This is a genomic window from Pedobacter caeni (genome assembly GCF_900129215.1).
GTDB lineage: Bacteria > Bacteroidota > Bacteroidia > Sphingobacteriales > Sphingobacteriaceae > Pedobacter > Pedobacter caeni.
In genome coordinates, this window is the sequence record NZ_FQUQ01000004.1 from 241,773 (window position 1) to 268,354 (window position 26,582).

General features: G+C 41.8%; 28 protein-coding genes. 10 read left to right on the plus strand and 18 right to left on the minus strand.

Features of this window, described 5'->3' with window-relative positions; genetic code table 11:
- Positions 1 to 3: 3 nt before the first annotated feature.
- The 8 genes from BUC20_RS20410 to BUC20_RS20445 form a co-directional block, all read right to left on the minus strand.
- Entirely contained in the window at positions 4 to 864 is an 861-nt protein-coding gene (locus tag BUC20_RS20410) for a glycosyltransferase family 2 protein (RefSeq protein ID WP_073232937.1), read from the minus strand.
- Positions 865 to 906: 42 nt separating this feature from the next.
- Positions 907 to 2,079, minus strand: coding sequence for a DegT/DnrJ/EryC1/StrS family aminotransferase (locus tag BUC20_RS20415; protein WP_084529111.1), 1,173 nt, complete (start codon positions 2,077 to 2,079; stop codon positions 907 to 909).
- Positions 2,076 to 3,518, minus strand: a complete 1,443-nt coding sequence (locus BUC20_RS20420; protein ID WP_073232938.1) for a lipopolysaccharide biosynthesis protein — start codon at positions 3,516 to 3,518, stop codon at positions 2,076 to 2,078. Before BUC20_RS20420 ends, BUC20_RS20415 begins: the two co-directional genes overlap by 4 nt.
- A 32-nt stretch (positions 3,519 to 3,550) precedes the next feature.
- Positions 3,551 to 4,558, minus strand: coding sequence for an acyltransferase family protein (locus tag BUC20_RS20425; protein ID WP_073232939.1), 1,008 nt, complete (start codon positions 4,556 to 4,558; stop codon positions 3,551 to 3,553).
- A 17-nt stretch (positions 4,559 to 4,575) separates the two neighbouring features.
- Entirely contained in the window at positions 4,576 to 5,874 is a 1,299-nt protein-coding gene (locus BUC20_RS20430; protein ID WP_073232940.1) for a nucleotide sugar dehydrogenase, read from the minus strand.
- Positions 5,875 to 5,880: 6 nt separating this feature from the next.
- The gene (locus BUC20_RS20435) at positions 5,881 to 6,408 is read right to left on the minus strand and encodes a UpxY family transcription antiterminator (protein WP_073232941.1); all 528 of its coding nucleotides are present in this window, start codon (positions 6,406 to 6,408) and stop codon (positions 5,881 to 5,883) included.
- Between the two features lie 179 nt (positions 6,409 to 6,587).
- Positions 6,588 to 8,882, minus strand: coding sequence for a GumC family protein (locus BUC20_RS20440; protein ID WP_073232942.1), 2,295 nt, complete (start codon positions 8,880 to 8,882; stop codon positions 6,588 to 6,590).
- 28 nt (positions 8,883 to 8,910) lie between these two features.
- Positions 8,911 to 9,672, minus strand: coding sequence for a polysaccharide biosynthesis/export family protein (locus BUC20_RS20445; RefSeq protein ID WP_073232943.1), 762 nt, complete (start codon positions 9,670 to 9,672; stop codon positions 8,911 to 8,913).
- 196 nt (positions 9,673 to 9,868) lie between these two features.
- Here BUC20_RS20445 and BUC20_RS20450 point away from each other — a divergent pair, with 196 nt between their 5' ends.
- Entirely contained in the window at positions 9,869 to 10,396 is a 528-nt protein-coding gene (locus BUC20_RS20450) for a hypothetical protein (protein ID WP_073232944.1), read from the plus strand.
- Positions 10,397 to 10,437: 41 nt separating this feature from the next.
- Here BUC20_RS20450 and BUC20_RS20455 read toward each other — a convergent pair whose 3' ends face one another.
- Complete coding sequence (locus BUC20_RS20455; RefSeq protein ID WP_073232945.1) at positions 10,438 to 11,265, minus strand: DUF6266 family protein; 828 nt, start codon at positions 11,263 to 11,265, stop codon at positions 10,438 to 10,440.
- Between the two features lie 357 nt (positions 11,266 to 11,622).
- Positions 11,623 to 13,074 carry an amino acid permease gene (locus BUC20_RS20460; protein ID WP_073232946.1) on the minus strand — a complete coding sequence of 484 codons (1,452 nt, stop codon included), beginning with the start codon at positions 13,072 to 13,074 and terminating at the stop codon, positions 11,623 to 11,625.
- Positions 13,075 to 13,386: 312 nt separating this feature from the next.
- Here BUC20_RS20460 and BUC20_RS20465 point away from each other — a divergent pair, with 312 nt between their 5' ends.
- Positions 13,387 to 14,067, plus strand: a complete 681-nt coding sequence (locus tag BUC20_RS20465) for a hypothetical protein (RefSeq protein WP_073232947.1) — start codon at positions 13,387 to 13,389, stop codon at positions 14,065 to 14,067.
- A 5-nt stretch (positions 14,068 to 14,072) separates the two neighbouring features.
- Here BUC20_RS20465 and BUC20_RS33950 read toward each other — a convergent pair whose 3' ends face one another.
- Entirely contained in the window at positions 14,073 to 14,219 is a 147-nt protein-coding gene (locus BUC20_RS33950) for a hypothetical protein (protein WP_159441135.1), read from the minus strand.
- A 103-nt stretch (positions 14,220 to 14,322) separates the two neighbouring features.
- On the opposite strand from BUC20_RS33950, the gene BUC20_RS20470 reads away from it, so the two are divergent.
- The 4 genes from BUC20_RS20470 (at position 14,323) to BUC20_RS20485 (ending at position 17,913) form a co-directional block, all read left to right on the plus strand.
- The gene (locus BUC20_RS20470) at positions 14,323 to 14,883 is read left to right on the plus strand and encodes a LemA family protein (RefSeq protein WP_073232948.1); all 561 of its coding nucleotides are present in this window, start codon (positions 14,323 to 14,325) and stop codon (positions 14,881 to 14,883) included.
- Positions 14,883 to 15,884 carry a DUF3137 domain-containing protein gene (locus BUC20_RS20475; RefSeq protein ID WP_073232949.1) on the plus strand — a complete coding sequence of 334 codons (1,002 nt, stop codon included), beginning with the start codon at positions 14,883 to 14,885 and terminating at the stop codon, positions 15,882 to 15,884. Before BUC20_RS20470 ends, BUC20_RS20475 begins: the two co-directional genes overlap by 1 nt.
- A 64-nt stretch (positions 15,885 to 15,948) precedes the next feature.
- The gene (locus BUC20_RS20480) at positions 15,949 to 16,926 is read left to right on the plus strand and encodes a DUF3137 domain-containing protein (RefSeq protein ID WP_073232950.1); all 978 of its coding nucleotides are present in this window, start codon (positions 15,949 to 15,951) and stop codon (positions 16,924 to 16,926) included.
- A 9-nt stretch (positions 16,927 to 16,935) separates the two neighbouring features.
- Positions 16,936 to 17,913 carry a DUF3137 domain-containing protein gene (locus tag BUC20_RS20485; protein WP_073232951.1) on the plus strand — a complete coding sequence of 326 codons (978 nt, stop codon included), beginning with the start codon at positions 16,936 to 16,938 and terminating at the stop codon, positions 17,911 to 17,913.
- A 32-nt stretch (positions 17,914 to 17,945) separates the two neighbouring features.
- Here the strand turns inward: BUC20_RS20485 and BUC20_RS20490 are convergent, their stop codons facing one another.
- The 4 genes from BUC20_RS20490 to BUC20_RS20505 all read right to left on the minus strand — a co-directional run bounded on the left by BUC20_RS20490 (position 17,946) and on the right by BUC20_RS20505 (position 20,881).
- Positions 17,946 to 18,782: an alpha/beta hydrolase gene (locus BUC20_RS20490; protein ID WP_073232952.1), complete on the minus strand. Its 837-nt coding sequence runs from the start codon at positions 18,780 to 18,782 to the stop codon at positions 17,946 to 17,948.
- Between the two features lie 13 nt (positions 18,783 to 18,795).
- On the minus strand, positions 18,796 to 19,839 hold the full coding sequence (locus tag BUC20_RS20495; protein WP_073232953.1) for an LLM class flavin-dependent oxidoreductase: 1,044 nt from the start codon (positions 19,837 to 19,839) through the stop codon (positions 18,796 to 18,798).
- Between the two features lie 59 nt (positions 19,840 to 19,898).
- Positions 19,899 to 20,201 (minus strand): hypothetical protein, encoded by a 303-nt coding sequence (locus tag BUC20_RS20500; RefSeq protein WP_073232954.1) that lies wholly within the window; start codon positions 20,199 to 20,201, stop codon positions 19,899 to 19,901.
- A 104-nt stretch (positions 20,202 to 20,305) separates the two neighbouring features.
- Positions 20,306 to 20,881 (minus strand): TetR/AcrR family transcriptional regulator, encoded by a 576-nt coding sequence (locus BUC20_RS20505; protein ID WP_073232955.1) that lies wholly within the window; start codon positions 20,879 to 20,881, stop codon positions 20,306 to 20,308.
- Between the two features lie 490 nt (positions 20,882 to 21,371).
- Between BUC20_RS20505 and BUC20_RS34455 the strand changes: the two genes are divergently transcribed.
- Positions 21,372 to 21,620 carry a MauE/DoxX family redox-associated membrane protein gene (locus BUC20_RS34455; RefSeq protein ID WP_394334166.1) on the plus strand — a complete coding sequence of 83 codons (249 nt, stop codon included), beginning with the start codon at positions 21,372 to 21,374 and terminating at the stop codon, positions 21,618 to 21,620.
- Here the strand turns inward: BUC20_RS34455 and BUC20_RS20515 are convergent.
- The gene (locus tag BUC20_RS20515) at positions 21,617 to 21,814 is read right to left on the minus strand and encodes a helix-turn-helix domain-containing protein (protein ID WP_073232957.1); all 198 of its coding nucleotides are present in this window, start codon (positions 21,812 to 21,814) and stop codon (positions 21,617 to 21,619) included. The genes BUC20_RS34455 and BUC20_RS20515 overlap by 4 nt on opposite strands.
- A 486-nt stretch (positions 21,815 to 22,300) precedes the next feature.
- Here BUC20_RS20515 and BUC20_RS20520 point away from each other — a divergent pair, with 486 nt between their 5' ends.
- From BUC20_RS20520 to BUC20_RS20530, 3 genes are read left to right on the plus strand one after another with little or no spacing between them, the layout of a single operon-like run.
- Positions 22,301 to 23,425 (plus strand): sensor histidine kinase, encoded by a 1,125-nt coding sequence (locus BUC20_RS20520; RefSeq protein WP_200800980.1) that lies wholly within the window; start codon positions 22,301 to 22,303, stop codon positions 23,423 to 23,425.
- Between the two features lie 9 nt (positions 23,426 to 23,434).
- Entirely contained in the window at positions 23,435 to 23,875 is a 441-nt protein-coding gene (locus BUC20_RS20525) for a response regulator (protein ID WP_073232958.1), read from the plus strand.
- Between the two features lie 36 nt (positions 23,876 to 23,911).
- On the plus strand, positions 23,912 to 25,453 hold the full coding sequence (locus BUC20_RS20530) for a sensor histidine kinase (RefSeq protein WP_073232959.1): 1,542 nt from the start codon (positions 23,912 to 23,914) through the stop codon (positions 25,451 to 25,453).
- Here BUC20_RS20530 and cysQ read toward each other — a convergent pair.
- Both cysQ and BUC20_RS20540 read right to left on the minus strand, forming a co-directional pair.
- Positions 25,421 to 26,185, minus strand: coding sequence for a 3'(2'),5'-bisphosphate nucleotidase CysQ (cysQ, locus tag BUC20_RS20535; protein WP_073232960.1), 765 nt, complete (start codon positions 26,183 to 26,185; stop codon positions 25,421 to 25,423). The genes BUC20_RS20530 and cysQ overlap by 33 nt on opposite strands.
- Positions 26,186 to 26,201: 16 nt before the next feature.
- The gene (locus BUC20_RS20540; RefSeq protein WP_073232961.1) at positions 26,202 to 26,543 is read right to left on the minus strand and encodes a hypothetical protein; all 342 of its coding nucleotides are present in this window, start codon (positions 26,541 to 26,543) and stop codon (positions 26,202 to 26,204) included.
- Positions 26,544 to 26,582: the final 39 nt, after the last annotated feature.

Sequence of the window (26,582 nt, forward strand, 5' to 3'; positions counted from 1 at the left end):
GTATTATAATAAGTTCATAATTGTATTCATGGCATTGCTGATCTTCCAGTTTCTCAGGTCAAACAGAAAATACTGACGGATATAAATTTTGAGCAATTCCTTTTTCATCAATCCGGAATACTTGAAATTCTTTATGGTGAGGTTAAAATCACTGATCATTCTTCTCTTCCGGAGCCGGGAGTCGATCATGCTCCAGATCCCACCGGTATGCAGGCGGTAACAAGCCATTACATCCGGCATCACAAATATTTTTTTACCCGTATTGGCAAGTGCATAAAGCTTAAAAAGTGTATCGGTACCATACGTCTCGAAGTACCAGGGCTCCTGCCCCACTGCTTTTACCGCATCCAGGTTCCTGATCATAAGGCTGCAGATTCTCGTTTCTTCTCTTTTGCCAAGCAATACGTCCTGGTAATCAAATTCCATACTTACCGGTTGCGCTTTAATATAAACGATATCGTCATTTTCATTGATCACTTTGCTATGGTGACAACAGATGACATACCCGGGATTTGCTTCTAAAAAGTCGACTTGTTTTTGCAGTTTCCCTGCATCAATCCAGAAGTCGTCACCATCGCAGAGCGCGATATATTTCCCTCTTGCTTTCCTGATCACATCCACCTGGTTTCTGATGGCGCCAATATTGCTTTCATGAGCAATCAGCCTGATGAGTCCGGGATACCTGAGCGCATATTCCGCAATCACTGATTTAGTGGCATCCGTTGAGCAGTCTTCCCCAACCAGGATTTCGAATTCAAAATTGGTTTCCTGCATCAGGAAGCTTTCCAGTGCTCCGGCAATGTATTGTTCATGATTATAGGTGATGCAGCATACGCTCACCATGATTTCGGGGTTAGTACTCATTTTAAGAGGGTTAAATTTAGCAGATGGAACCAGGAGATCGAACTAGTGGGCAGTACCGTTTTGGGCGATGACCAGGGCTGGATGTAAGGCTTCAATCGGAGCAGCAGGGTTCAGTTTCTCTGCCTGAGCCGGCTGGCCATAATTCTGCACCCGGAGGATGATACGGGTGATCAGGTCCAGGTCACTCGAAGTAAGCGTATGGTAAAGTGGCAAACAAAGGATCCTGGAAGCTACAGACTCGCAAACAGGCATATAGGCCGGAGCAAGAAAAGGCAAACTGGATAACGAGGGATAGAAATATCTTCTGCAATAGATCTTTTCATTTTCTAATGCTTTCTGACAGCTTAACATCAGGTCGGCACTATCAAATAATACCGGAAAATAAGCGTAGTTATAATCCAGATCTCCATTGAGCTTCGGATATTTTGCTTTTAGGTTGCTCAGCGCCCTCCAATAATAAAAAGAAAGCAACCTTCTTTTGTCCAGAATCTCATCGACATGTTTAAGGTTACATAAGCCCATTGCGGCATGAAACTCACAGTTTTTGCCGTTTATACCCAACTCAGAGAATTCTTCCGGACCATTGAACCCAAAATTCCTCATGGAGGCCATCTTTTTTAAGAGGTCCGGACATTGGGTAAATACTGCCCCTCCCTCAATCGTATGAAAAAGCTTGGTGGCATGGAAACTCGTAGTGCTGATGTCTCCATACTCGAACACCGATTTGTTTTTATATTTCGTTCCGAAACAATGGGCAGCATCAAAAATCACTTTCAAAGAATGTAGATCTGCGATTTTCTGAATCGCATCAATATCACAAGGATTACCATATACATGAGTAGCAAGAATTGCAGAAGTTCTTGGGGTAATGGCCTGCTCTATTTTAGCAGGATCGATGTTAAAAGTCTCTTCATCGATATCCACAAACACAGGAGTACAACCTTCCCAGACAATGCTATTGCTCGTGGCCACAAAGGAAAAAGGTGTTGTAATGATCTCTCCTTTTAAGCCCAGTGCTTTAATCGCGATCTGCAATGCCATTGTGCCATTGGAGACAAAGAGCAAATGCTTCACATTCAGATAATTTTTCAGCTTCAGTTCCAGTTCATTAACTAATGGTCCGTTATTAGTGAGCCACTGGCGCTCCCAAATACTGCTCATGTAGGATTCAAATTCTTGAATTACCGGGAGAAAGGGTTTAGTTACAGGTATCATCTTTTTAGGATTAATTGTTTAAAATCATGAATTGCGGCAAGCCTGAAGAGGCTGCTTCCAGCGAGATAAACGATCAGAAAGAAGGAACCATCGATCAGGATTCTGCTGAGGTCAAATAGAGAAAGCGGCTTCAGGCAGTATAAATCGCCGAGGTAACATAACATCCCTGCAAGCAAGGAGTTGCCAATAATCGGAGCTGCATCTGCCATTTGCTCCGGGATGGGATAACTGATCATTTTACCACTGTAAAAAGAGTTGATATAATAGCCGATGAAATTGAAAATCAATTGAAAATAAAGCAGTCCATATATCCCAAATGGAATGGCACATAAAATCCCGACCACACAAATTCCCTTTTTAACGGATTCCAGTTTCAGGATCAGGTCGCTCCGCCCTTTTACTTTCAGGATGTTTAAATTATAGGCATGTAATGGATATAGGATGCCTGCGAAACAAAGGATTTGAAAGTAAGGTACTGCCGGCAGCCATTTGCTGCTGAGCAGGAAGTTGAACAATGGTTCTGCAACCACAGCGAGCAGGATCAGCACCGGGGTATTCCAGAAAAGCAGCTGCTGCATCAGTTTCTTGTAGACCCATTTCAATTTTTCATCGTCGTCTACAATTTTAGAAAACATGGGATAAGTTACCTTATTGATCACCGCCGAGATGTTGCTCACCGGCAGCTGGCTCACCGATTCTGCCCTTGAATAATAGCCCAGTTGCAGGGCAGAATAGTATTTACCAATAATTAACACATATACATTTTTGTACAGAATATCGAGTAATCCGGTAAGCGTCATTTTATATCCGAAATGGAAATGCCTTTTAAAACAGGCCGGATTAAACACTAAATCCGGTGTCCATCCGGAATAGATCCAATGCATGATCGTCGATAAAAAAGACTGAAACAAACCCATCCATACCAGACTCCAGACCCCTTCACCTTTTAAGGCCAGAAAAACACCTAACAGTCCGCCTGCCAATACGGAAGGAATCTGGATCAGCATCTGAATCCTGAATTTCATTTCCTTAATCAGCCTTGCATTCTGCACACTGAAAAAGGCATTCAGAATAAAATCCAGTGCATATATCCTTAAAATTAAGGTCAGCACATCCTGGTGGTAAAAAGCAGCAACCAGGGGTGCAATCAGGTATACCAAACCATAAATCAGGATACTTCCCAGCAGGTTAAAATAGAAAACGGTAGAATAATCATCCTGCGTCAGGTCTGCTGAGCGAATCAATGAAGAGGCCAGTCCGCCATCCAAAAGGGAGTTGCCTATGGCAATGAATATGGTCAGCATCGCGATCAGCCCGAATTCTGCGGGCATTAAAATCCTTGCCAGAATAATGGTCATACAGAAACTGATCAGCTGTACACTGAATTGCTGTGTAAACGTCCAGATCAATCCTGATAAGGTCTCTTTTTTTAAGCTCATGGTGATCTGTACTACTGCGAATGGCCCTTAGGCTATTTTTGTTTTTGTAAAACACTGGCGTATCCCTGTCCCTGAACCCTTAAATTCCTTAAAAAATGAAGTACCGGTTTTTCTAGAAACCTCGTCACCAGCCATGCTGCAGTGACGATCAGCACAATGGTGATCAAAATCAGAAGGTATTCATTATGGATGTAGTGCCCCATGGTCCGCATCCAGACAAAACCGATGTTCTGATGAAGGAGGTACAAGGGATAAGAGATGTACCCGAGAAATATAAATGGTCGCCAGGTTAATATTTTAAGTTGGTTGTAGACAAATAAATAAAACAGCAGAAAGATGAAAACAAACACATAAAAAAGGGTCATTCCCGGATGTTCCAAGACCGCTGCAAGGAAGCAGAAGCCGATGAGCAGGTGCTCATGCCAGTCTCCTTTCGCAAATTTGATCTGGTAAAAAAGAATCCCAGCCATGAAGAACATGCCATACTGAAGGTTCAGAAAATAAGCACCAAAGGGCAATTTAAATAAGCTGTTACCGATCATCAGGCTCAGCCAGACGACGGCAATGGTCCTGACTTTACTCAACCAGCCCAACTGGAACAGGAGCCCCATGCTGACATAAAAAAACAATTCAGGAATCAGCGACCAGTATACCCCATCTATATTTTTGATGTTGAACACGCCCTGAAACATCGTCAGGTTCATCAGGAATACCGATACCGGCTGACTTTCAATTTTGGGATCCTGAGCCAGCCCCAGGATAAGGAAAGTAAGGATCATACAGATCCAATAGGTCGGGTACAATCTTGAAAAACGTTTATAGGCAAAATCCCCGATGGTAGTTTTTCCCTGAAGGGACATAAAAATCACAAAGCCGCTAATGATAAAGAACAGCTCTACCCCGTACTGGCCGATATTCCAATCGTATTTCTGAGGGTAATCATGACCGAAATTCAATCTGAATTTAGCGGTATAATGAAACAGCACGACATTGATCGCCGCGATCCCCCTTAAGACATCCAGTTCTTTTAAGCGTACCATAAATTTATAATGGTGTGTTACAAGCGCATATTGACCAGTTTATCCGGCAATAAAGACTTTAAATCATAGACGATGGTTTGCGCGTTACACATGGCCGAAATGTCGATATCCCGAAATTTACGGTGTGCTACGGCGAGGATGATGGCATCATATTTCCTGGTTTTCGATTCTCCATTCTGACAAATCACCCCATATTCACGTTCCACCTGAACCGGATCGGCCCATGGATCATGGATCACCACCTGTATGTTGTATTCCCGGAGTCTTCTTACAATGTCTATGACTTTGGTATTTCTAACATCAGGGCAGTTCTCTTTAAAGGTAAAGCCAAGGATCAGCACTTTACAATCCACCATTTTTCTGGAAGCCACCATGCGTTTCACCAGCTCATCGGCGATGTAAATCCCCATGCGGTCGTTGATCCGTCTTCCGGCCAGGATGATCTCCGGATAATAGCCTTGTTCCTGAGCTTTTTGCGCCAGATAATAAGGGTCTACACCAATGCAATGCCCGCCAACCAGGCCGGGTTGAAATTTCATAAAATTCCATTTCGTTCCTGCAGCCCTCAGTACTTCGCTGGTATCGATGCCAAGTTTATTGAAAATCATGGCCAGTTCATTTACGAAAGCAATATTGATGTCGCGTTGTGCATTCTCAATTACCTTGGCCGCTTCGGCAACTTTTATCGAAGATGCTTTATAGGTTCCGGCTAAAATCACCGAGCCATACAAGTTGTTGATCATCTCGGCTGAAGCAGGTGTAGAACCGGAAGTGATCTTTAAAATATGCGTTACCGTATGCTCCTTATCCCCTGGATTGATCCGTTCCGGCGAATAACCAACAAAAAAATCAGTATTGAACTTTAATCCGGATACCTTTTCCAGGACCGGAACACATTCCTCTTCGGTAGCCCCCGGATAAACGGTAGATTCATAGATCACCGTATCGTTTTTCTTCAAAACGCGGCCTATTGTTTTGCTGGCTTTCAAAAGTGGCGTCATATCCGGGCGGTTGTTTTTATCTACCGGCGTAGGAACCGTAACGATATACACATTACATTTCCTCAGCATTTCCAGTTCATTGGTACAAAACAAGCCTGTTAAGGTGCTGCAATCGTTCGTGATGATTTTCATCAGGTCGCTACCCTCAATTTCCAGCGTATGATCGTAGCCCATTTTCAGGTCGGCAATCCGCTCTACATTTGAATCGAAGCCAAATACTTTATATTTTCCGGCGAAGGCTACGGCCAGTGGTAAACCTACATATCCGAGCCCTACGATTCCAATTTTCAGCCCTTTAAGCACTTGAGTTGCCATTGTATATCAATTAATGAGTTCGAGATCTCCGATGTTTACATTCGTGAGCAGCACACAGTTGAGGCTGTCAATGACCACGACTACACTTTTTTGTCTGAGTTTAATGATCTGCCCTTGTTTATGGTTCATCAGCCCTTCTTTGATCATCACCCGATCGCCGACCTCCATCTGCTGAAGGTCCACCACTTCTACATCGGGAAAGGCCTCCATACATTTCTTGATCCCATCGATGACCGTTTCTCTTACCTGTGCAGGTCTTCCCATGTAATACACAAAATTCATTACCCCTAAGGTGACCCTTACTTTGAGTTCTTCCCTTGGGTCGATACACACAAATACATAAGAGTTGAATAGCGGCAATTCCACTTCTTTCATTCTATCCGCCCATTTATGTTTCACTCTTTTCAGGGGGCAGTAACTGATGATCCCCTGTAGTTTAAGCAATTCATCAACTTTCTTCTCCCATCTTGGACGGGTATAGATGACAAACCATTTTTTAGGTGCATTGACCCTGAGTGCGGATAGACTTTCCATAATTTTATGTTGAGAAATGTTAATAGACTGAGGGCTTTATACGGCTTCGCCTCCTCACTTACATGATGTTTGCTGTCTTTAAGAAATTTACCGTATCCCCCTTATTATTTTTTGAATCTACCGGAGCTGATTCCCGGCCTGTCACTATATCAAACGCACATTTTAACCTTATTTTCTATTTAAGCAGAGTAAGCATATCTGCCATATCTGTAGGCATTTTTATTTCCCTTGCCTGCATCATTAAAGACGATCATTGGATTTTTAAGCCGGCCGTTTTCACATATTTCTTCAAATATGGCCAGGTCTTCCTTATGGGTATAGTTGTACCTTACCAGGTAAATACTGGAATCGGCAAACTCAGCGATGGTAAAGGCATCTGCAACATGCCCTACGGGCGAAGTATCTACAATCACATAGTCAAATCGCTCTCTCAGCTCCGTAAACAGTGTTTTCAATTTAGCATTCATTAAGATTTCTGAAGGACTATCCGAGATTGCACCACATCCGATCACAAACAGATGCTCAGATCCGGGTGCTTTGATCAGGATGTCATCGACACCCATACTTTCGGATTTCAGGTAATCAGACAAACCTGTTTTGCTCTGCAGGTCCATGTTGTTTAACAAGTCGGGTTTGCGAAGATCAAACTCCAGGATCACCACCTTTTTGTCAATTAAAGACAGCGTAATGCCCAGGTTAATGCTAAAGAAGGTCTTTCCTTCACCTTTGGAGGTAGAAGTCACCAGCAACACTTTATTGCGCAGGTTCATGTCCATAAAATGAAGGTTAGAGCGGATGTACCTGAAGAGCTCGGAAATGGTATTGCTTTGATTCCGATGAACCACAATAGATTCCCCAATGGCTTTATGGCTCAGCTCACCCAGAATTTTTCCGTTCATGGCGATGTATTCCACATCATAAATATCTTTCACTTTATTGTTCAGTTTATCTTTCAGGTAGAGGACTGAAAATGGAATCGTTAAACCTGCCATCATGCTGAGCATATAAATCAATTGTACTTTCGGCTTGGCCGGAATAGGGTTATATGCAGGCCTGTCAATGAGCTTGGAAGTAGGAATCGTAGCCGATAAGGAGAGTTCTGTTTCTTCTCTTTTCTGGAGCAGGTATTGATAAAGCGTCGTTTTCACTCCTTGCTCCCGGCTTCTTTCCAGAAGGCCGCGCTCCATTACCGGAACATGATTTAACCGGCTCTCAAACTGAGAAGTTTTGCTGCTCAGTTTGTTTCTTTCCAGGGTAAGCCCTCTTCTGATCATCGTCAGGTTTTCCAGTAAGCTTCCTTTGAGGCCAGTCAGCTGCTCTGTCAGACTCACCACCAGCGGATTGTTTACACTGTTGTTCCGCAGCAGTCTTTCTCTTTCAATCTGCAGATTATTGTATTTATCAGTCAGGTTTTGCAGGGTAGGATCTTTCAATCCCAGTGTAGTGGGTACCAGTTCAAATGTCCCGTTTCCACCTCTCAGGTAACTAATGAGCGACTGTACAAGGCTTAGCTGAACCTCACTCGAGGCCAGTTGCTCATTGTAATTCCCCGACGATTGCAGGTTCATCTGTGCATCAGCACTCAGTTCTGTAATTCTGTTATCCCTTTTGTAATTCTCTACATCCTGCTCTACTCCGGACAAGTTTTTTGTGAGAAATTTCAATTTGCCATCAATGAACTTAATGGTGTTTAGCGCCATGATGTTCTTATTGTTGACATTTTCCAGATTGTACCTGGAGATCAGCGCATTCAGGATGTCTATTCCACGTTGTGGTATAGCATCCAATAAACTGAGCACCACGGTATTTGCATCTTTAATCACTGGCAAAACGGTTAATCCCGCAGTGCTGTAGGCTTGTGCCAGTTGTCCCAGGTCGACAAATCTGATCTGAATTTCCTGATCAGACACCTTAAACGCCGGGCCTTTCCTAACGGTTATGTTAAACTGAGGACGGGCAATGGCATAGCCAAAGTTGTAAATGGTTCGTTTCCCATTCTCATTTAAAATAAACTGACGGTCGTTGATGATGGTCAGGCTAAGTTTCTGAAGGTAAGCCTGATCATTATTTTTATTCAGGAACACATTTACCGGTAAGGTATTTCCATATAACTCCCGTTTTTTGAGCGGCAATTCATAAAAATAACTGACATCCATTTTCAGGTCTTTCAATACACCCTGAATCAAATCCCGGGAGCGCATCACTTCCATTTCATCAATAACAGTTTTAGAACTCCTGAACATATTCAGGTCACTAAAAGCTGTTCCCTTCAACAATCCATCTCCCTTTGTATCATCCTGAACCAGCAGGGTGCTGCTGACTTTGTACTTTGACACGGTAGTTTGCAGGTAGAGCCAGGCGGCTCCGAGACTTAATACCAGCGCAAGGACAAAGAAATACCAATGTTTAATATATTTCATCCCCTCTGCGATAATGCCGGGATTATTGATCGGATTTTGTTTGTTGTAAGGCATGACATTAGATTTTAGAAATGAAAACGTATTATTTTAAAACCGTAGCGGCCAATACAGCCACTGCAGAAATGGCTGCGACCACTAAAGGCATCAACCTGTTACTGTTGCTGACCTCTACCGATTTCGCCTTATCAGGCTCTACATAAATCACATCGTTTTGTTTCAGATAGAAATAGGGAGAGCTCAATACATTCTGACTGTTCAGGTTGATGCGTTCCATGATGCGTTTTCCATCCACTTCTCTGATCAGCAAAACATTTTCCCTTTTTCCGTAAGGGGTCATGTCGCCGGCCAGGCCTAAGGCTTCCAGCAGATTGATCTTTTCGTTGGTCACGGTAAAGGTGGAAGGGTGGTTTACTTCTCCGATCACTGTAACCCGGAAGTTCATGAATTTGATGTTTACAATGGCATTTTTCACATACCTGCTCAGTTGAGATTCCAGTAAAGTCTGGGTCTGACTAATCGTAAGCCCCTGTACCGGAACCAGGCCAAGCACCGGGAATTTAATGCTCCCCACTTCACTCACCCTGTACCCTTCCCTTTCGTATACTCCATTTACGGTAGGATTGCCTGGCATGGAAGCAAATAACACATTCGACTCCGGGCTAGTGCTGTTTACCGTGATCGACAGGACATCATTTTGCAGGATGGTGGGTTCTCCGTTATTCAAAATCTTCGAATAACGTTCAGTTTTAGAATCCAGATCACTGAAATAGACTAAATTTCTTTGTCTCGAACAGCTACTTAATGTTATTACCATTAAGTAACACACTACTAGTTTTAGATTCATAAAATACAATTTAAATTAAACACAGTATTTGTTTGATTAAATACTACAACATGAATTTACTAACTAATTGTAGCCCGTTAATGCGGTTCTCCCCAATTGTGAAGCAGCTTGTAGAACTTTCTCAGCTCGTTATACACATGTGAGAAATTTTTTATACACCTTGGTATAAATATTGATGAGTTTGAAATAAAACGTTATGAATAAAATCGTACTATCCTGCCTGTTGGTCTTCTTTACATTTCAATGCATTGCACAGAAAGATGGCGGAATGAAATCCTTGTTATCAAAAGGCGCAGTGCTCGCTCTGCCTGTCCCGGTAAAGAAAATTACTGAGGTACTTAAAGTTAAGCCCACCATGAGAAATGATGAAATCTATGGTGACGAGTATACCTGGAAAAGTCCCGGCGGACTTTTGTTTACCGCTTTAGTAGGGGAAGATAAAACGGCGCATTCTGTTTTCCTCGAGGCAACAAAAAAACAGGTGTTAAGCGGTTTACCTTATGACCTGATCCTGAATGGCAGTACACTGAAAGACTGTGAAACTAAATTCAAAGCCAATATTCTGGAAAAGCAAAAGCTCAATCCTGTTGACAATCCGGGAGAAACAACCAGCTTTATATTAAAGATAAAAAATGGGCAATACTATATCCATCTCGCATTTGATGCAAAGCTAAAACTGGAACAAATTACCATTTCGACCGCTAATCTTGACGCTGCCGGATAGTATTTTTTCCCATCGTTAACACCGGTTAGTACATTTGGAGACTAGCCGGGTTTACCAGGCATATACTTTAGTTTTTCTGCGAGCACCTTATACTCCTTTTCCAGCGTTCTAAAAGCCTTGTTGTCAATAGAAGCAGTTAGCCTCAATTCCATCATCCTGAAATATTCTGCTGAAACCTGGTCAAACCGTTTTTTTAACACCACATACTTTTCCTTTTCTTTCTGCACTTCAGGGCTGTCTGTCTCTCCATTGAGGTTTCCAAGATATACACTATTGGAAATTTGTTTCCCATCCGCTGATTTAAAGCAGATATAGACTTCCAGTTGCTGCTTCAGTCTTTCCTCATCCAGGGGAATAAAATGCGTTCCTGCATCCCTGCGACAAGCATTCAGATGGTCACCTGACTCTGCATCCACCGGATGGTGAACCAAAATCATCGCCATATCATTTACCTGTCCGCCTCTGGTATCCCAGCTGATTTGCAGACCGGTACCGGTTTTTACCATTTTCAGGTTTTCAGCAACTTTAAGCCTGCCATAACTCAGCACTACTTTACTGTAATCCACACTGATGTTAGGATACTCCCCCTTTAAGGCCTGTTTTTTATTGTAGGAAGTAGCCAGGTTGTGCTGATTTTTAAAGGTTCCTCTGGCTTCAATTTCAAAACTGGAATTGATAAAAGTGGTCATGTTACTTAAAAGCCTCATCGTGACCGCCATTGCCTGATAATTGGCCAGCTGTTTTTTACTGTGTTTGGTCCGTTTGGGGCCCAGGCTGCGTGTAACCACCCGTCCCTTTAAGACGTAGGAAACCAATTTTCCTACTTTTCCGATTAGTGGACCATGAGGTCCGTAAGGAGATAATGCCATAATAATTAGATTAAATGTTTTAACCTAATTTACCATAAATCCCATCTCCTAACAAGATGTGAACGGGGATTCTTTGAAATGTGATTTTAATGTGATCGATATGTGTTAACCTCCTTTTGAGCTTCCGGAAGATTTGGAATCACCGAATAAACGGGTCTGACAGGGGTATTGGCCTGGTAAAGGCCCTAGCGACTCCTGACAGGTCCCCAATGATTGCTCATAAGCAGGTTAACACATAAGGAACACATTGTTTCTACTCCCTGGAAACATTTAACAGACATGATGAAAGCACATAAAAAAAGCCTGCGCTTCATCTCAGGGAAAGCGCAGGCTTTGAAAAATATAAAATCAGTTTTTTTAAGCTTGTTGTTTTTTCTTTCTTTTCACCAGCAGATAACAGATGTATAAAAGCAGGATCCATCCCGGAATCAGTTCAACAGAGACTTTCATCCCTGTGATCCACATGATGGCTAAAATCCCGATCAGGAAAACCAGACAAATATAGTTTGATAGCGGATAAAGAAAAGACGGAAACTTGGTTTTGACCTGTTCTTCTCTTTTTCTTTGTCTGAATTTCAAATGGGTGATACTGATCATTAACCAATTGATCATCAACGAAGAAACCACCAGAGACATCAGGATTCCTAAGGCTTTTTCCGGAATGAGTTTATTAACGATGATACAGATTGCCGCAAAAATACTGGAAACCAGGATGGCCTTTATCGGTACATGGTTCTTATTCAGTTTCTTTAGAAAAGCAGGTGCATTTCCTTGTTCTGCCAGGCCAAAAAGCATGCGGCTATTGCTGTATACACAGCTGTTATACACCGATAATGCGGCTGTTAATACAATCAGGTTAAGCACATTGGCAATGATACTGGTAAAGTAAATGGTCTTTCCAAAAAGGTCAAACTGAAAGCCTTTTAAGCTTTCAAAGACCATTACAAAAGGACTGCTGTCTGTGGTAATGCTTTTCCATGGCGAGAGCGAGAACAGGATCACCAGGGCTCCTACATAAAAAATCAGGATTCGGTAGATCACCTGATTCGTTGCTTTAGGAATCGTTTTTTCAGGATTCTCCGCTTCGGCAGCTGTTATCCCGATTAATTCCAGTCCGCCGAAAGAAAACATAATCAGGGTAATGGCAGCAAACAAGCCTTCAAACCCTCCTTTTCCGTCGGAGCTAAACCATCCTTTTGCAAAGAAACCTCCGTCATTCCAAAGGTTTTGGATGCTCGCTTTTTCGCCACCGCTTCCGCTCAGCAGAAGATAAATACCGAAAACGATCATCGCAATAATTGCGACCACCTTGACGATGGAAAACCAGAATTCAACTTCCCCGTAAACTTTTACAGAGGTCAGGTTTAAGGCATTAATCGTCAGAAAAAAGAAAAGGCTGGAAGACCATAATGGGATCTCCGGCCACCAGAAATGCACATATATTCCAATGGCAGTAAGTTCCGACATGCTCACCAGGATATACAATACCCAGTAATTCCAACCGGAAGCAAAGCCTGCAAATGAGCCCCAGTATTTATAGGCAAAATGGCTAAAGCTTCCTGATACAGGTTCCTGTACCACCATTTCGCCCAACTGGCGCATGATAAAGAAGGCAATGATCCCTGCTAAAGTATATCCTAAAATCACAGAAGGCCCGGCAAGTACTGCTGCCGGCCCAATGCCTAAAAATAAGCCCGTTCCAATGGCACCGCCAAGGGCTATTAACTGAATATGTCTGTTCTGCAAACCCCTTACCAGTTTTTGCTCCTCAGGTTTTTGCTGTTCAGCTGTTTCGTCTGTTTGTTTCAATGTATGGTATTGATTTGATGGCAAAATGAGTATTTCAGCAAAAATGTAAACTTATATTCACTTCAGCGATTAAAAGCTTAAATAATTTATTGCTTTCTATAAATACCATTCAGGAAAATACTAAAACCGGATCAAAGGATCTCTGATCGGTAAACTTCCGGTCAGGCAGGAGGTAATCCTTTGCCAGATACACACATCTAGATATACAGACATAAAGATATCTAAATATAGAAATCTGGTCTGTTGTTATGGAAATCCTCTGCTCTGCGCATCCTGATCGTAGAATTATGGCAACACAACAATCGTAAAATCATGGAAGAGCAAATTAAAGATGCCCGTATGAAGTTCAAATGTGAGGAGAACTGGGACCAGATGGAAGTAACAGGTGATGCCCGTTTTTGCGGTGTTTGTCAAAAGAAAGTATACGACCTAAGCGATAAAAAAATGGCTTATTTCCTGCAGATCATGGAGGAGAACAACAACAATGTTTGCGGCAGGCTTCAGCCGGATCAGCTCGTAAAACCAGCACACCATGAGCCTTCTGTCTGGAAAAAATGGACCATGGCAGCCATGGTATTTATTGGTTTCGGGGCTGCTGCACAAAAAGCAGATGCACAGGGATTCCCGATGGGAAAAATAGCGCCTAGTGAAACGAAAAAACCGGAGCACATCAGAGAAGCTACTTTAGGAATTATCCTCGCACCCGAGCCGGCAGAAAATGCATCCTTAAGATCCCTGCACCAATACCTTGTTAAAAACTGTAAAGTTCCCGCTACGGCCAACGGCCGGCTGATCGCTTCGTTCAGCATTAACAAGAACGGTGTAATCAGCAATATCAGCCTTAGCGAGCAATTGCCTGCTCCGGTCCGTATGGAAGTGCTCAGGGTCATTAAAACTGCACCTAAATGGAAAGGTACAAACTACACGGCAGCTCCGCCCTATACCCTACACCTCGGCTTTAAAAAAGGGAAGATCATGCCTTATGGCAGTTAGCCGTTTTAATTTGCCCCTGCCCGCTCCGCTTCAGACTGAATTCCGTTCTTCCTGTCGCGCTTAAGGGAGGTTTTTCCAAAACGATAGCTGAAGGAAAAGATGAATTGCCGGGTATCATTTACGTTTTTGAAGCTCAGGTCTACGGAGCCCAAGCTTTTTACACAAAAGATAAAAAGTATGGTTTAATCCTATTGAACCGGGGAAAAATTGATATTTTAGCCTTTATCTTAAAAGATATTAAAATTACCTTTTCATATGTATATCGCTCTGCTATGTTTCCTTGCTTTTTTTGTGATCATGCTGATCATCAGCTATAACCGTCTGATCAAAAAGTTTAACCAGCTAAACAATGCTTTTTCGAGCTTAGACGTGATGTTAAAAAAGCGTTATGACTTGATTCCGAATCTGATTGAACTGGTCAGACAATACAGTAAACATGAAGAAAGCCTACTCCTGAAAATCGCCTCTTTACGTGCTACCGGCATGTCAGAAACACTTGAAATCGCAGAGAAAATGAATGTTGGCAAACAACTCAGTTCAACGGTAGCCGATATGATCCTGAACACGGAGGCCTATCCTGAACTCAAAGCAAATGAAAGCTTCCTGAGGTTACAGGCTACCTGGACGGAAAGCGAGGAGCAGATCGCAGCAGCGAGAAGAAACTACAACAATACGGTTACGATTTACAATGATGGCGTGATGATGTTTCCGGAAAGTATTTTTGCTTCCATTTTAAAGTACAAGCCGGTGGACCTTCTTGCGAACGTCGAAGAGGAAAGAGATAACATTAGTGCTAAAGCAATATTTAACCACTAATGGGGCTTAATTTGAATGAAACCCCGGACGAGCAGATCGTCTTACAGGATTTAGCGATCAAAAACAACAAGGAATTGCAGTCTGTTTTAAAGGAATTGGAAATTGAACGTAAACGACTCTACCTCCTCCAGATTCAGTGCACTCTTCTCCCCTTGCTAAGCCTGATTCTGATGGTAGCAGGCCCTTTTTTCCTGCCCTTTCCTTTTGCTTTTTACCTGCTGCCTTTTATCACCTTTTGCTATGGTTGCTCCTTGATTACTAAATTTAGTGAGGGTTTTACAGTCTTCAAAAAGGCGCATAAGGAAAAACTGATGATCCCTCTGTTAAAGGTCATAGATGAAAGTATTACCTTAAAACCCGAATCAGGGATTAGTAAAGGAGATTTTATTGATTCCATGCTTTATAGCATTTACCCTGATTACTACGGCAGCTCAGACTACGTCCAGGGAAAGATAGACAAAACAGAATTCTATTTTTCTGAAGTTGCTGCAGCGTATGACCTCGATCCCAAGCAAAAGAAGAAAGCTGCTGCACCCATTTTTAAAGGCATCGTTTTCCGTGCGGATTTCAATAAGAATTTTAAAGGGACCACAATTCTGAGCGCAGATCATTCCAGAAAACTTATTGTCCGCAATGGTCATTATCGCGGGGCAACAGGTGTTTATATCCCTACAGAAAAGATTGAAATGGAAAATACAGCATTCAATGAGCTGTTTAACATCAGGTCAACAGATGCGATTGAAGCACGTTACCTGCTTACTCCCCTGATGATGGAAAAGCTCGTTCAGCTTAACACAGGATCCGGTGGCACCATTGGTGTGGCCTTTACCAAAAACACCATCTATATCTCTTTCCCTATGTTTTTCTATTTTTTTGAACCTCAAATGAGTAAGAACCTGCTTGATCCCAAAACCCTTCACAGGGACCTGAGTGTGGTCAGGCTGATGTGCAATGTCATTAAAGAGCTGGGGTTGAATACCAGAATCTGGGGTAAAGAGTAAAGGGATTAAAAATACCGGAGAGAAAGAGAGACTATTTTAGTGCTAAAATTAAATTTAACAATTAATGAAACCAGATGTAAATGACAATTTTGAGCAGCAAGCAGTAACACAAAACTCAGCCATTAACAACAACATGGAACTGCAGGCACTTTTGCAGGAAATGGAAGTTAAACGTAAATCGCTTTATAAGAAACAAAACATCTCCAGTATTTGCATCTTTCTAACCTTAATTGTGATGGTGGCAGGTCCTTTTATATTGCCTCTTCCCTTTTACTTTTATGCTGTGCCATTTGTATTCTTTTGTTTTGGATGTAACCTGGTCAATCAAACTAAACCAGAACTTTTAGAGCTGAAGAATACGTACAAAGAAAAGATCCTCGTTCAGGCGATGAAAATCATTGACGACAGCATCATCTTCCAGCCTGATTCCGGAATCAGCAAGCGGGAATTTACAGCTTCATTATTGTTCGATATGGATCCTAATGTATACAGCACTGAAGATCTCATGATAGGAAAAATAGACAAAACGGAATTTTATCTTTCTGAAGTCAAAGCAGAATATAAAAGCAAACCGGGTAAGATTGAGTTCTCCACAGCTATTTTTAAAGGAGTCATTTTCCGGGCGGATTTCAATAAAAACTTTGAAGGGATTACCATTTTGAGTGCAGACCGGCTCAGGCTTAACATCAGCCCTTACGATAAAGTGATACCAGGTACACCGATCGAAATGGAAAATACAGCCTTCAATAAATTGTTTAACATCAGGACGACAAACGAAATTGAAGCCCGCTATTTGCTGAGCCCGCTCTTGATGGAGAAATTAATCGAACTCAATAAAAAATCCTCGGGAACTATTAGTGTAAGCTTCATCAACAACAGTATTTATATCGCCTTCCCACGCGTCAGACAGTTATTTGAAGTTCAAACACATAAAAGCTTCCTGAATGCTGAGGCGCTGGAAGAGGACCTATATGTGATCAGATTAATGTGTTTTGCAATTGAGGAGCTTCGGTTAAATACCAGAATCTGGGGTAAAAACTAAAAGAAATTAATGAAACTTGACTTGAATGACAGCTTTGAACAGCAAGCTATAGCACAGAACTTAGCCATTAAAAACGATGTGGCATTACAGTCGGTTCTGCAGGAAATGGAAGTTAAACGCAAACCGCTCTATCAGAAACAAAACATCGCTCTGACTAGTATTCTTTTAAGTGTTGTGGTGGTGGTGGCAGGTCCTTTTGTATTGCCCTTCCCCCCATTGTTCTACGTTTTGCCATTTGTAGCCTTTTGTTTTGGATGTGCATTGTTCAGCCACACAAAGCCAATATTCTCAGAGCTGAGGAATACTTATAAGGAAAAGGTGATGATCCCTGTTCTGAGTATCATTGATGACAGTATCACCTTCCAACCTGATTCCGGAATAAGTCAGCGGGAATTTACGGCGTCATTGTTGTTCAATAAGGAGCCTGATGTATACAGCAGCGAGGATTTCATCCGGGGAAAGATAGACAAAACGGAGTTTTATCTCTCAGAAGTCAAAGCAGAAACCAATGACAAACAAGGGAAGAATAAATCCACAACAACTCTCTTTAAAGGCATTATTTTCCGGGCAGATTTCAATAAGAACTTTGAAGGAATCACCATATTGAGTGCAGACTTGTATAGGGTGAACATCGCTCAACCCCATAAAGTCATTCCAACTCTACGCATAGAAATGGAAAATACAGCTTTCAATAAACTGTTTAATATCAGAACAACAGATGAAATTGAAGCCAGATATCTGCTTAGTCCGCTCATGATGGAGAAATTAATAGAACTCAATGAAAAATCTCCCGCCCACATTGGCATGAGTTTCGTCAATAACAGCATTTATATCGCATTCCCTTACGTCCGCCAATTGTTTGAACCTCAGATGCACAAATCCTTTCTCGATGTTGACGCGCTGCAAGCAGACCTATATGTGATCAGACTAATGTGTCTTGCCATTAAGGAACTTAGGTTAAACCTTAGGATCTGGGGTAAAGATTGAGCTGTTTCCATTTCAGGAAACAGCTGATCCAATTAACAATAGTCTCTGATCCAGTTTAAGATGAGGACTTTTGCCTCTTCAATATGCTCAAATTTCTTTCCGAACATGTTGAATCCTTTTATCCCCCAGGCATGATCTCCCTGAGGGAATACCTGCAATGTGGCAGAAATACCATGTTGCTTCAGGGCTTCGTAGTACAGTGTACTATTGACAGGGGAAACAACCTTATCGTCATCGCTGACTAAAATTAAGGCAGGCGGCGTATTTGCGCGGACCTGCTTTTCGCAGGAATAACTTTCTATCACCGAAGAGGAAGCTGCTGCTCCCAACAGATTTTGAAAGGTATCTTTTTGTGTATGCTGTCCCATTGAAATTACAGGGTAGAATAACATGGAAAAATCCGGGCGGTTGCTGATGCCCTCTTCTTTGAACAAAGTAGCCGACAATGCAGCAAGGTGCCCTCCTGCTGAGAAACCAGCTATACCAATCCTGTTTTCTTTGATCCCTGATTCCGCAGCATGTTTCCGGATATACCGGATGGATTCCTGTACATCATCCAGCGGGATTTCTTTATTTCCGTTTGGCATTCTGTATTTCAATACGATCCCTGTAATGCCGATCGTATTCAGCCATTCTGCAAAATCATATCCCTGTGAAGTGATGGCCAATCCTGCATAAGCCCCACCAGGGCAGATGATGATGGCAGTTCCTGTATTTATAGCGGGATCAGGGGTATAGATGATCAGTTCTGTTTCGGTCACATTGGTCAGTTCCAGGATCGCTTCCTGATCTGAAATTTCATGGCCGGATAATCCACTGATGCTGGGTGGATTTCCATTCCAAAGGTTTAATCTTTTTATGGTGTTCATATCATTGTGTTTTTTATTCTTTTTTACGTAGTGCCGCTCTTACTTCCGGGGCGATTTTGGTTCCGAATATTTCGATTGATTTCATCAAATGATGATGGTCAGGTGCACCCACATCCATATGTGCTGAAAAACGGGTAATTCCGAATAACTCTTCTGCATATAATATTTTATCAACGGCTGCCGCTGCATCACCAACGAATAGAGCTGCAGCAGGGGACCTCCCAAAGTCGTACTGTTCCCGTTGAAAAGGAAACCAACCCCTGCTCCTGCCAATCCTGTCCATCTGTGCAGCATATAAAGGGTAATAATATTCACTGATGGTATTGGCATCCTCACCGAATAAAGAATGGGAGAACATGCCCACCTGAAATTGAGACATGTCATGACCTGATTGCTGATAAGTTTCTTTGTACAAATCGTAGAGGGGTTTAAAACGTTGCAAGGGTGTTCCTGCTACGATGGCGAATACCAATGGAAGTCCTGATTTCCCTGCGCGAACCACAGATTCCGGCGTTCCTCCTGCGGCGATCCATATCCTGAGTTTATTGTTCAGGGCTCTGGGTAATACTTGCTGGTCTGATAAAGATGCACGGAAGCGTCCCTGCCAGTTAATCGTTTCTTCTTTGTTGATTTTAAGCAGTAAATCCAGTTTTTCTTCAAACAAAGCACTATAATCCTGCAAATTATATCCAAATAAGGGGAATGATTCGGTAAAACTTCCCCGTCCGGCCATCAGTTCCGCCCTCCCACCGGAGAGTAAATCTACCATTGCGAAGTTTTGATAAAGCTTAACCGGGTCTGAGGAGCTCAATACCGTGACCGAGCTGCTTAATTTTATCCTTTTGGTAAGGACTGAAGCAGCGGCGAGGATGATTTCCGGGCTTGGCACTGCATATTCCGGCCGGTGGTGCTCCCCTATCCCTAAAAGATCCAGGCCAACTTCATCTGCCAGTTTGATTTCTTCCATGAGTTCCTGTAAACGCTGTTGTGCAGGTTGTATTTTTCCGTTGCTGGGATCGACGTGTAAATCGCCGAACATACTGATTCCTAATTCCATATGTTATTTATTATTGTAGTATTATTCTAGAACAATCATTCTATTATTGATCAAAAAAATTAGCTTTTAATTTTGTCTTTCCAGACATTGAGGTAATCGTAGGTAGCATAAGCTTCAGTATCAAAAGCTCCCCATGCTCCTCTTTCTATCGCCAGGTTTACTGCTCTGAGCTGCGCCGGATGGAAGCAAAGGGTCACCAGGTGGCCCAAGCCGATCAATACCTGCCAATTGAGGACTTCTACGCCCTGAGGAGGAAAAATATCCCAGAAATGGTTGCGTGCGAGGATACTGGAGATCTCCTCCAGATTTTTGTTTTGCTGATGTTTCAGGATATAAGTAAGGGTCATTTTATCTGTCTTCATATCATTCTTTACCTATTATTTTTTGCAGCAATAACAGAACAATCGTTCCATAATTGATGACAAGATTTAAAGTTTCTATTTCTAAGCATTTCTTGAATGGGGGATTATTTTAAAATGTTTAATGTGTTCTTCGCCATTTGCATTACCATTTCCCGATCATTGTAGAGGGCTTGCATCTGCCATAATCCGGCAAAACTTCCTACAATAAATTGTGCAGATTGCCTTGCATTTTTCTCTGTTGGGATTTCAGCCGCCAGCTGTGCTTTGCTGATCAGGTCTTCAAAAATGGAAATCAGTGCATTGCTGAGTTGTTTGAGCACTTCTTTCACCTCATTGTCCAGCGGAGCCATCTCGAAAGAAGATTTCACAATCATACAGACCTTATCTTCTTCAAAGGAGCGTTCTATTGCTTTTTTGATGATCAACCCGATGGCTTTGAACGCTGATTTTTCTCCCAGGGCAGCCTTTCTATATTCTGCATAAGTTTCTAAAGCATAATTTTGCAGACTTTCGAGGAACAACTGATGTTTGTCTCCATAAGTATCGTACATGCTCCCACGGTTTACTTTCATCTGACTAACGAGGTCCTGCATGGAAGTAGCATGATAGCCCTTTTCCCAAAATAAATCGCGGGCTTTTTCGAGCTTTTCTGTAGGATCAAATTCTTTATTCCGTGCCATAGTGGAACAAAAGTATGTATTCAGAACGATTGTTCCAATTTAATTTATCATCATCTTATAGTGATGAGCCTAATTTGACATTTCAAACACAGCTATTATGGCGAAAGCGAATTTGGGGACATATGACCCTGTTATAAGCGATGAAAGCTCCCGAACTTAGGACTAAATATTGGAGGATATTTGAACTGAGCACAAACACCCGGATTAACCTTTTCTCGTGTTAGTCATGCAAGGATTTTCTGGCCATTATATGGTCCACGTTTTTCCGGGTGTGCCTCAGTTGCAAAAAAGACCTGATCAAATGATTTTTTACCCCCCCTGATGAATGGTTATACCAGTTTTAATATATACAATAATTGCATTGTTCATCTCCTTATGGATATATGCTAGCTTGCCAAAATTAAGGAATATCGCTTATTTCAAAGAGGTTTTAAAAAGTCAGGCTATTCCAAAATGGAGTGTTCCATGGTTAGCCTGAATCTTGCCAATTTTGGAGCTGGGAACGGTTATTTTATTGATTGTCCCGGAGACAAGATTGATTGGAATGTATATTTCCCTGCTGATGATGGTTGCTTTTACGATATACGTAAGCGGAATTATTTTTAGGGTTTACGACAGATATCCCTGCCCCTGTGGAGGGCTGTTCAGCAAAATAGGATGGAAAAAACATTTTAGAGTGAATCTGTTACTCACATTGATTGCAGGGATTGGGGTGGTTTTGATGGAAATAAACAGTTAGTTCTCTGATAATAAACTGTCAATCGGGATCTCCAGGATCTCCGCAATTTCATAAAACCGTCTCACGGTAAGTTCAGTTTCCCCACGTTCGAGTTTGGAATAAGCATTTTGTGAAATACCCATACGGGAAGCCATATATTCCTGACTATAACCCTTTATCATTCTCTGAATTCTTATTCTGGCGGCAATTGACATGACATTTTATCTATAAGTAACATAGGATATAACGAAATCAAGCTTAAATAGTTACAGTAAAGTAAAATTTAATGTAAAAATGTATCTACTTATGACTTTATATAAAGTTTGAATTAGAACAATTTAACAGCATTTCCATTTTAGCCCAATCTGAGCCTTAAGATGAAAGTTCAAGCTTCTGTAAATTGTCAAAAATCTGATTTGGCCAGGGTATGCCCTGTGATAAAGTTTTAGAATCTAACATGAGCGAGCGTATTTAGTTTAATTACAAATATTGAAAAATACATTAATCTTCGCAAAATTTTTGCACAAAAAGCCGTTTAGCACCTGAAATTTACCTTTTTACAGCTAATCGCTCAAGTCTTTAGTATTTCTCTTCATTTATATATTTGCATAAACCCTTTTCGGCAGATAATTACATTAACTTTAGAAAATCCGATACTTACTCCACCCAAATTTTAATCTTACCATCTTTTATTCAGGCATATGAAAAAAAACGATTCTGATGAATTAATCATGGCCAATAGGGAGATTGCCTTTCAACATCAGGAAAAAGAGAACCGTGCGGCAGAATTACTGATTGCCAATAAAGAACTGGTTTTTCAGAATGAAGAGAAGGAAAACCGGGCTGCCGAATTGGTCATTGCAAACAAGGAACTTCTCTTTCAAAATGAAGAGAAAGAAAAAAGAGCCGAAGAACTGATCATTGCCAATAAAGAACTTGCTTTTCAGAATGCTGAAAAGGAAAAACGAGCAGAGGAACTCGTCATTGCCAATAAAGAGCTTGCTTTTCAGAATACCGAAAAGGAAAAAAGAGCAGAGGAACTCATCATTGCAAACAAAGAACTCAAAAAAGCAGAAGATGACATTCGTAAATTAAATGATGAGTTAGAACAAAAAGTAATTGAACGCACTGCACAACTCGAATCTGTGAACAAAGAACTGGAATCATTTTCATATTCCGTATCCCATGATTTGCGTGCTCCTATCCGTGCCATCAATGGATACACTAAAATTATCATAGAAGATTATGTAGAAAACTTCGATTCAGACGGATTAAAAATCCTTCAGTCTATCATTCATAATTCAAAAAAGATGGGTGAATTGATTGATGATCTGCTTGCATTTTCAAAACTCGGAAGAAAGCAGGTTTCCTTTTCTGAAATTCACATGAATGAGCTCGTTCAGACGATTAGGGAAGAACTGTTATTTGAGAAAGGTGAAAACATTCCTCAATTTGAAATCAGCAGGCTTCCGGATTCAAAGGGCGACAAATCGCTGATCAAGCAGGTATGGATCAACCTGATTTCCAATGCCATTAAATATTCCAGGAATAAAATAAAGACGGGCATCGAGATCGGCGCTTATGAAAAAGATCAGTTCATTGTATACTATGTAAAAGATGCGGGGGCCGGATTTGACATGCAATACTATGACAAGCTTTTCGGAGTTTTTCAGCGGTTACACTCCCAGGAAGAATTTGAAGGCACAGGCATTGGTCTGGCCATTGTGCAAAAAATAGTACAAAGACATAACGGGACCGTTTGGGCCGAGTCTAAATTGAACGAAGGGTCCTGTTTTTATTTTACCCTTCCGGGTATAAACCATTAAACCAAAAAAATGAGCTACCATAACGTTGAAATTTTATTTGTTGAAGACAGTAAAGACGATGCTGCACTTACCATTCGTGCATTAAAAAAAAGCGGTTTTACCAACAAGCTTCACCATGTCATTGACGGGGCTGAAGCCCTGGATTTCATGTACTGCAAAGGAGCTTATGCAGACCGGAGCCCTGAGGAGTTCCCCAAGCTCATCTTACTGGACTTAAAGATGCCCAAGGTATCCGGTGCACAAGTGCTGGAAAAGATTAAATCAGATCCGCTTCTTAAATCCATCCCGATAGTGATGCTGACTTCTTCGAATGAAGGCCCGGATATCGAGCAATGTTTTGCACTGGGTGCAAACAGTTATATTGTAAAACCGGTAGACAGTGATAATTTCTTCCATGCGGTAAAGGAGATTGGACTATACTGGATGATTTTAAGTCAGCCTGCACACTAAAAACACTCAGACCATAACCTTTATCCCGTACAAATAATGCAAGGCAGTCTTAACATACTTATTCTTGAAGACAACGAAAGCGATGCTGATTTGCTTAACCGTGAATTGAAGAAATCCGGATTGAGTTTTACAGCTAAAGTTGTACAGACTCGGGCAGAATTTGAGAACGCACTTCAGAGTTTTGAACCAGATCTGATTTTATCTGATTATTCGCTTCCTTCCTTTGATGCGGTGACCGCTTTCCGTATCAAACAGGATAAGCATCCTCATATCCCATTTATTATTATTTCCGGTATCATAGGGGAAGAAAATGCAGTTGAGCTGATCAAAGCAGGTGTTACCGATTACGTTTCAAAAGATAAGCTATTTACTTTATCCACCAAGATTACCAGAGCATTAAATGATAGCCGGGACAGGAAAGAGAAGGCCTTAACTGAAGAGAAGCTGGAGGTCAGCAATCGGGAACTTTTAGAACTCAACCAGGAGCTGGAAGTTAGAGTGGTACACCGGACAAAAGCGCTTGCAGAAAGTGAAGGTCGTTTTCGGAGTATGATGGAAACCATTCCCCAGATTGCCTGGACAAATACCGTTAGCGCTAAGGTTGTTTTTTACAACCAACGCTGGTATGATTATACCGGCTTGGCTGAAGAGCAAAGTAAATTGCAGGGATTTAAATCGGTGGTCCATCCAGAAGATTTTAAGCTGGGGATCCGGCAATTCAACTCAATTTTACTGACCCGGACAGGTGGAGAGTTTCAAATCCGGGTAAAACGTTCAGACGGACTTTATATGTGGCACCTGATTCGTTTGATGCCAGTTATGGACCAACAAGAGGAAATTGAACTCTGGGTGGGTACCGCTACAGACATACACGAACTCCGGTTACTGCAACAATACAAAGATGATTTTATCATTATCGCCAGTCATGAGCTAAAGACACCCTTAACCAGTTTAAAAATGTCGTTACAGCTGATGGACAGGATCAAGGACAATCCAGCTTCAGACAGTCTGTCCAGGCTCATTAAACAAGCCAATAAAAGTATGGGAAAAGTGAATGGGCTGATCGATGACCTCTTGAATGCAAGCAAGGCCAACCAGGGCCAGCTTCAGATCAGTCCCGAACATTTTGTGCTATCGGAGGTCATTACCTCCTGTTCCAATGATGTGCAGGCAGAAGGCACATATACTGTTAAAATAGAGGGAGATCTGCAGGTTGAAGTATATGCGGATGTGATACGGATTGAACAGATTGTGATTAACTTCATCAACAATGCGATAAAATATGCCCCTGAATCAAAGGAAATACGGATCAGTATTAAAAAAGAGGATGAACTGATCAAAGTATCAGTTATTGATCAGGGACCGGGAATTCCCCCGGAGAAACTCCCTTTTCTTTTTGACCGTTATTACCGTGCTAAAAATGCCGAAAGCAAATATAGTGGCTTAGGTCTGGGGCTTTACATTTGTGCAGAAATCATAAAAAAACACAACGGTCAGATCGGTGTAGAAAGTGAATTGGGTAAAGGCAGTACTTTTTGGTTTACTTTAGCCGCTGTAGCAAAAGAATCCCGGGTTTAAAAGGGAGGGTTTGTTATAATAAAATTTTCCTTTTGATGCATTCAGCATAGTGGCACCAGCACTTACCGCAATGGCTTGTCCGGCTGCTGTATCCCATTCCATAGTAGGACCTTTCCGATAATACACCTGCGCTTTACCTTCGGCAATGATGCAGAATTTCAGCGAGCTTCCGATAGAAATTTTGTCCTTAACCGGAAATTCTTTCAGTACTTCTTCTTCTTCCGGATCAGCATGGGAGCGGCTCCCGATGGCTGTCCAGTTGCTATTTTCTTTAGATACAAAAATACGCTCCGGTGAAGCTCCCGGAATCATCTTAAAGCTTCCTTCCTCCAGGCTTCCATAATAAATCACATTTAATACCGGACTGTAAATGATGCCCATTACCGGTTCATTGTTTGCCATCAGGGCGATGTTTACCGTAAACTCTCCGTTGCGGTTAATGAATTCCTTTGTTCCGTCCAGAGGATCTACACACCAGTAAAGCGGCCAGTCTTTTCTGATTTCGTAGGGCACCTCTGCTCCTTCTTCAGACAATACCGGAATATCTGGATGCAGGGCGGTCAATCCTTTCATAATGATGTCATGGGAACGCTGATCTGCAGCTGTTAAGGGAGAGTTGTCTTTCTTAGCGGTAATCTGAAAATCCTGAGCCGGATCATGATAAACTTCAAGGATGGCCTGCCCTGCTTCAACAGCAATATTCAGAATGGGTGGTATCGTTATTTTATTCATCTTATTGCCAGCTATATTATTTTAGGATAAGGAGGTTGATTTTTGCACAATACTCTTTTAAAAATGGCAGTTCTATTTCTTTAAGAGCAATCGTTTCCATCAAGTTTTTATCAGTGGCCAGCGTTAAGGAAATTCCGACATCTGTTACTTTTTTTTCCGGATATTCCAGGGGGTCAATGAGTAAGAATAGAAATAGCTTTCTACCGATTGGATGCCAATAAGAAGTTAAGACGATCACTTCCGTAAACCACCAAAGTGTAGAAACATCTGCATGTCCATCATTTCGCCAGCCAAAAGTTTCAAATGTTTCGATCAACATTTTAATCCTTTGGTCCGGACTTATTGCTTTTTTGGTCATATCACTTGTCTTTTTACTATATCCATCTCTGTAAAGGCA

Excerpts from the sequence above, each read along its gene's own strand:
- BUC20_RS20410 (WP_073232937.1), bottom strand. The coding sequence starts at position 864 with ATGAGTACTAACCCCGAAATCATGGTGAGCGTATGCTGCATCACCTAT.
- BUC20_RS20415 (WP_084529111.1), bottom strand. The coding sequence starts at position 2,079 with ATGATACCTGTAACTAAACCCTTTCTCCCGGTAATTCAAGAATTTGAA.
- BUC20_RS20420 (WP_073232938.1), bottom strand. The coding sequence starts at position 3,518 with ATGAGCTTAAAAAAAGAGACCTTATCAGGATTGATCTGGACGTTTACA.
- BUC20_RS20425 (WP_073232939.1), bottom strand. The coding sequence starts at position 4,558 with ATGGTACGCTTAAAAGAACTGGATGTCTTAAGGGGGATCGCGGCGATC.
- BUC20_RS20430 (WP_073232940.1), bottom strand. The coding sequence starts at position 5,874 with ATGGCAACTCAAGTGCTTAAAGGGCTGAAAATTGGAATCGTAGGGCTC.
- BUC20_RS20435 (WP_073232941.1), bottom strand. The coding sequence starts at position 6,408 with ATGGAAAGTCTATCCGCACTCAGGGTCAATGCACCTAAAAAATGGTTT.
- BUC20_RS20440 (WP_073232942.1), bottom strand. The coding sequence starts at position 8,882 with ATGCCTTACAACAAACAAAATCCGATCAATAATCCCGGCATTATCGCA.
- BUC20_RS20445 (WP_073232943.1), bottom strand. The coding sequence starts at position 9,672 with ATGAATCTAAAACTAGTAGTGTGTTACTTAATGGTAATAACATTAAGT.
- BUC20_RS20450 (WP_073232944.1), top strand. The coding sequence starts at position 9,869 with ATGAATAAAATCGTACTATCCTGCCTGTTGGTCTTCTTTACATTTCAA.
- BUC20_RS20455 (WP_073232945.1), bottom strand. The coding sequence starts at position 11,265 with ATGGCATTATCTCCTTACGGACCTCATGGTCCACTAATCGGAAAAGTA.
- BUC20_RS20465 (WP_073232947.1), top strand. The coding sequence starts at position 13,387 with ATGGAAGAGCAAATTAAAGATGCCCGTATGAAGTTCAAATGTGAGGAG.
- BUC20_RS20470 (WP_073232948.1), top strand. The coding sequence starts at position 14,323 with ATGTATATCGCTCTGCTATGTTTCCTTGCTTTTTTTGTGATCATGCTG.
- BUC20_RS20475 (WP_073232949.1), top strand. The coding sequence starts at position 14,883 with ATGGGGCTTAATTTGAATGAAACCCCGGACGAGCAGATCGTCTTACAG.
- BUC20_RS20480 (WP_073232950.1), top strand. The coding sequence starts at position 15,949 with ATGAAACCAGATGTAAATGACAATTTTGAGCAGCAAGCAGTAACACAA.
- BUC20_RS20485 (WP_073232951.1), top strand. The coding sequence starts at position 16,936 with ATGAAACTTGACTTGAATGACAGCTTTGAACAGCAAGCTATAGCACAG.
- BUC20_RS20490 (WP_073232952.1), bottom strand. The coding sequence starts at position 18,782 with ATGAACACCATAAAAAGATTAAACCTTTGGAATGGAAATCCACCCAGC.
- BUC20_RS20495 (WP_073232953.1), bottom strand. The coding sequence starts at position 19,839 with ATGGAATTAGGAATCAGTATGTTCGGCGATTTACACGTCGATCCCAGC.
- BUC20_RS20500 (WP_073232954.1), bottom strand. The coding sequence starts at position 20,201 with ATGAAGACAGATAAAATGACCCTTACTTATATCCTGAAACATCAGCAA.
- BUC20_RS20505 (WP_073232955.1), bottom strand. The coding sequence starts at position 20,881 with ATGGCACGGAATAAAGAATTTGATCCTACAGAAAAGCTCGAAAAAGCC.
- BUC20_RS20515 (WP_073232957.1), bottom strand. The coding sequence starts at position 21,814 with ATGTCAATTGCCGCCAGAATAAGAATTCAGAGAATGATAAAGGGTTAT.
- BUC20_RS20520 (WP_200800980.1), top strand. The coding sequence starts at position 22,301 with ATGAAAAAAAACGATTCTGATGAATTAATCATGGCCAATAGGGAGATT.
- BUC20_RS20525 (WP_073232958.1), top strand. The coding sequence starts at position 23,435 with ATGAGCTACCATAACGTTGAAATTTTATTTGTTGAAGACAGTAAAGAC.
- BUC20_RS20530 (WP_073232959.1), top strand. The coding sequence starts at position 23,912 with ATGCAAGGCAGTCTTAACATACTTATTCTTGAAGACAACGAAAGCGAT.
- cysQ (WP_073232960.1), bottom strand. The coding sequence starts at position 26,185 with ATGAATAAAATAACGATACCACCCATTCTGAATATTGCTGTTGAAGCA.
- BUC20_RS20540 (WP_073232961.1), bottom strand. The coding sequence starts at position 26,543 with ATGACCAAAAAAGCAATAAGTCCGGACCAAAGGATTAAAATGTTGATC.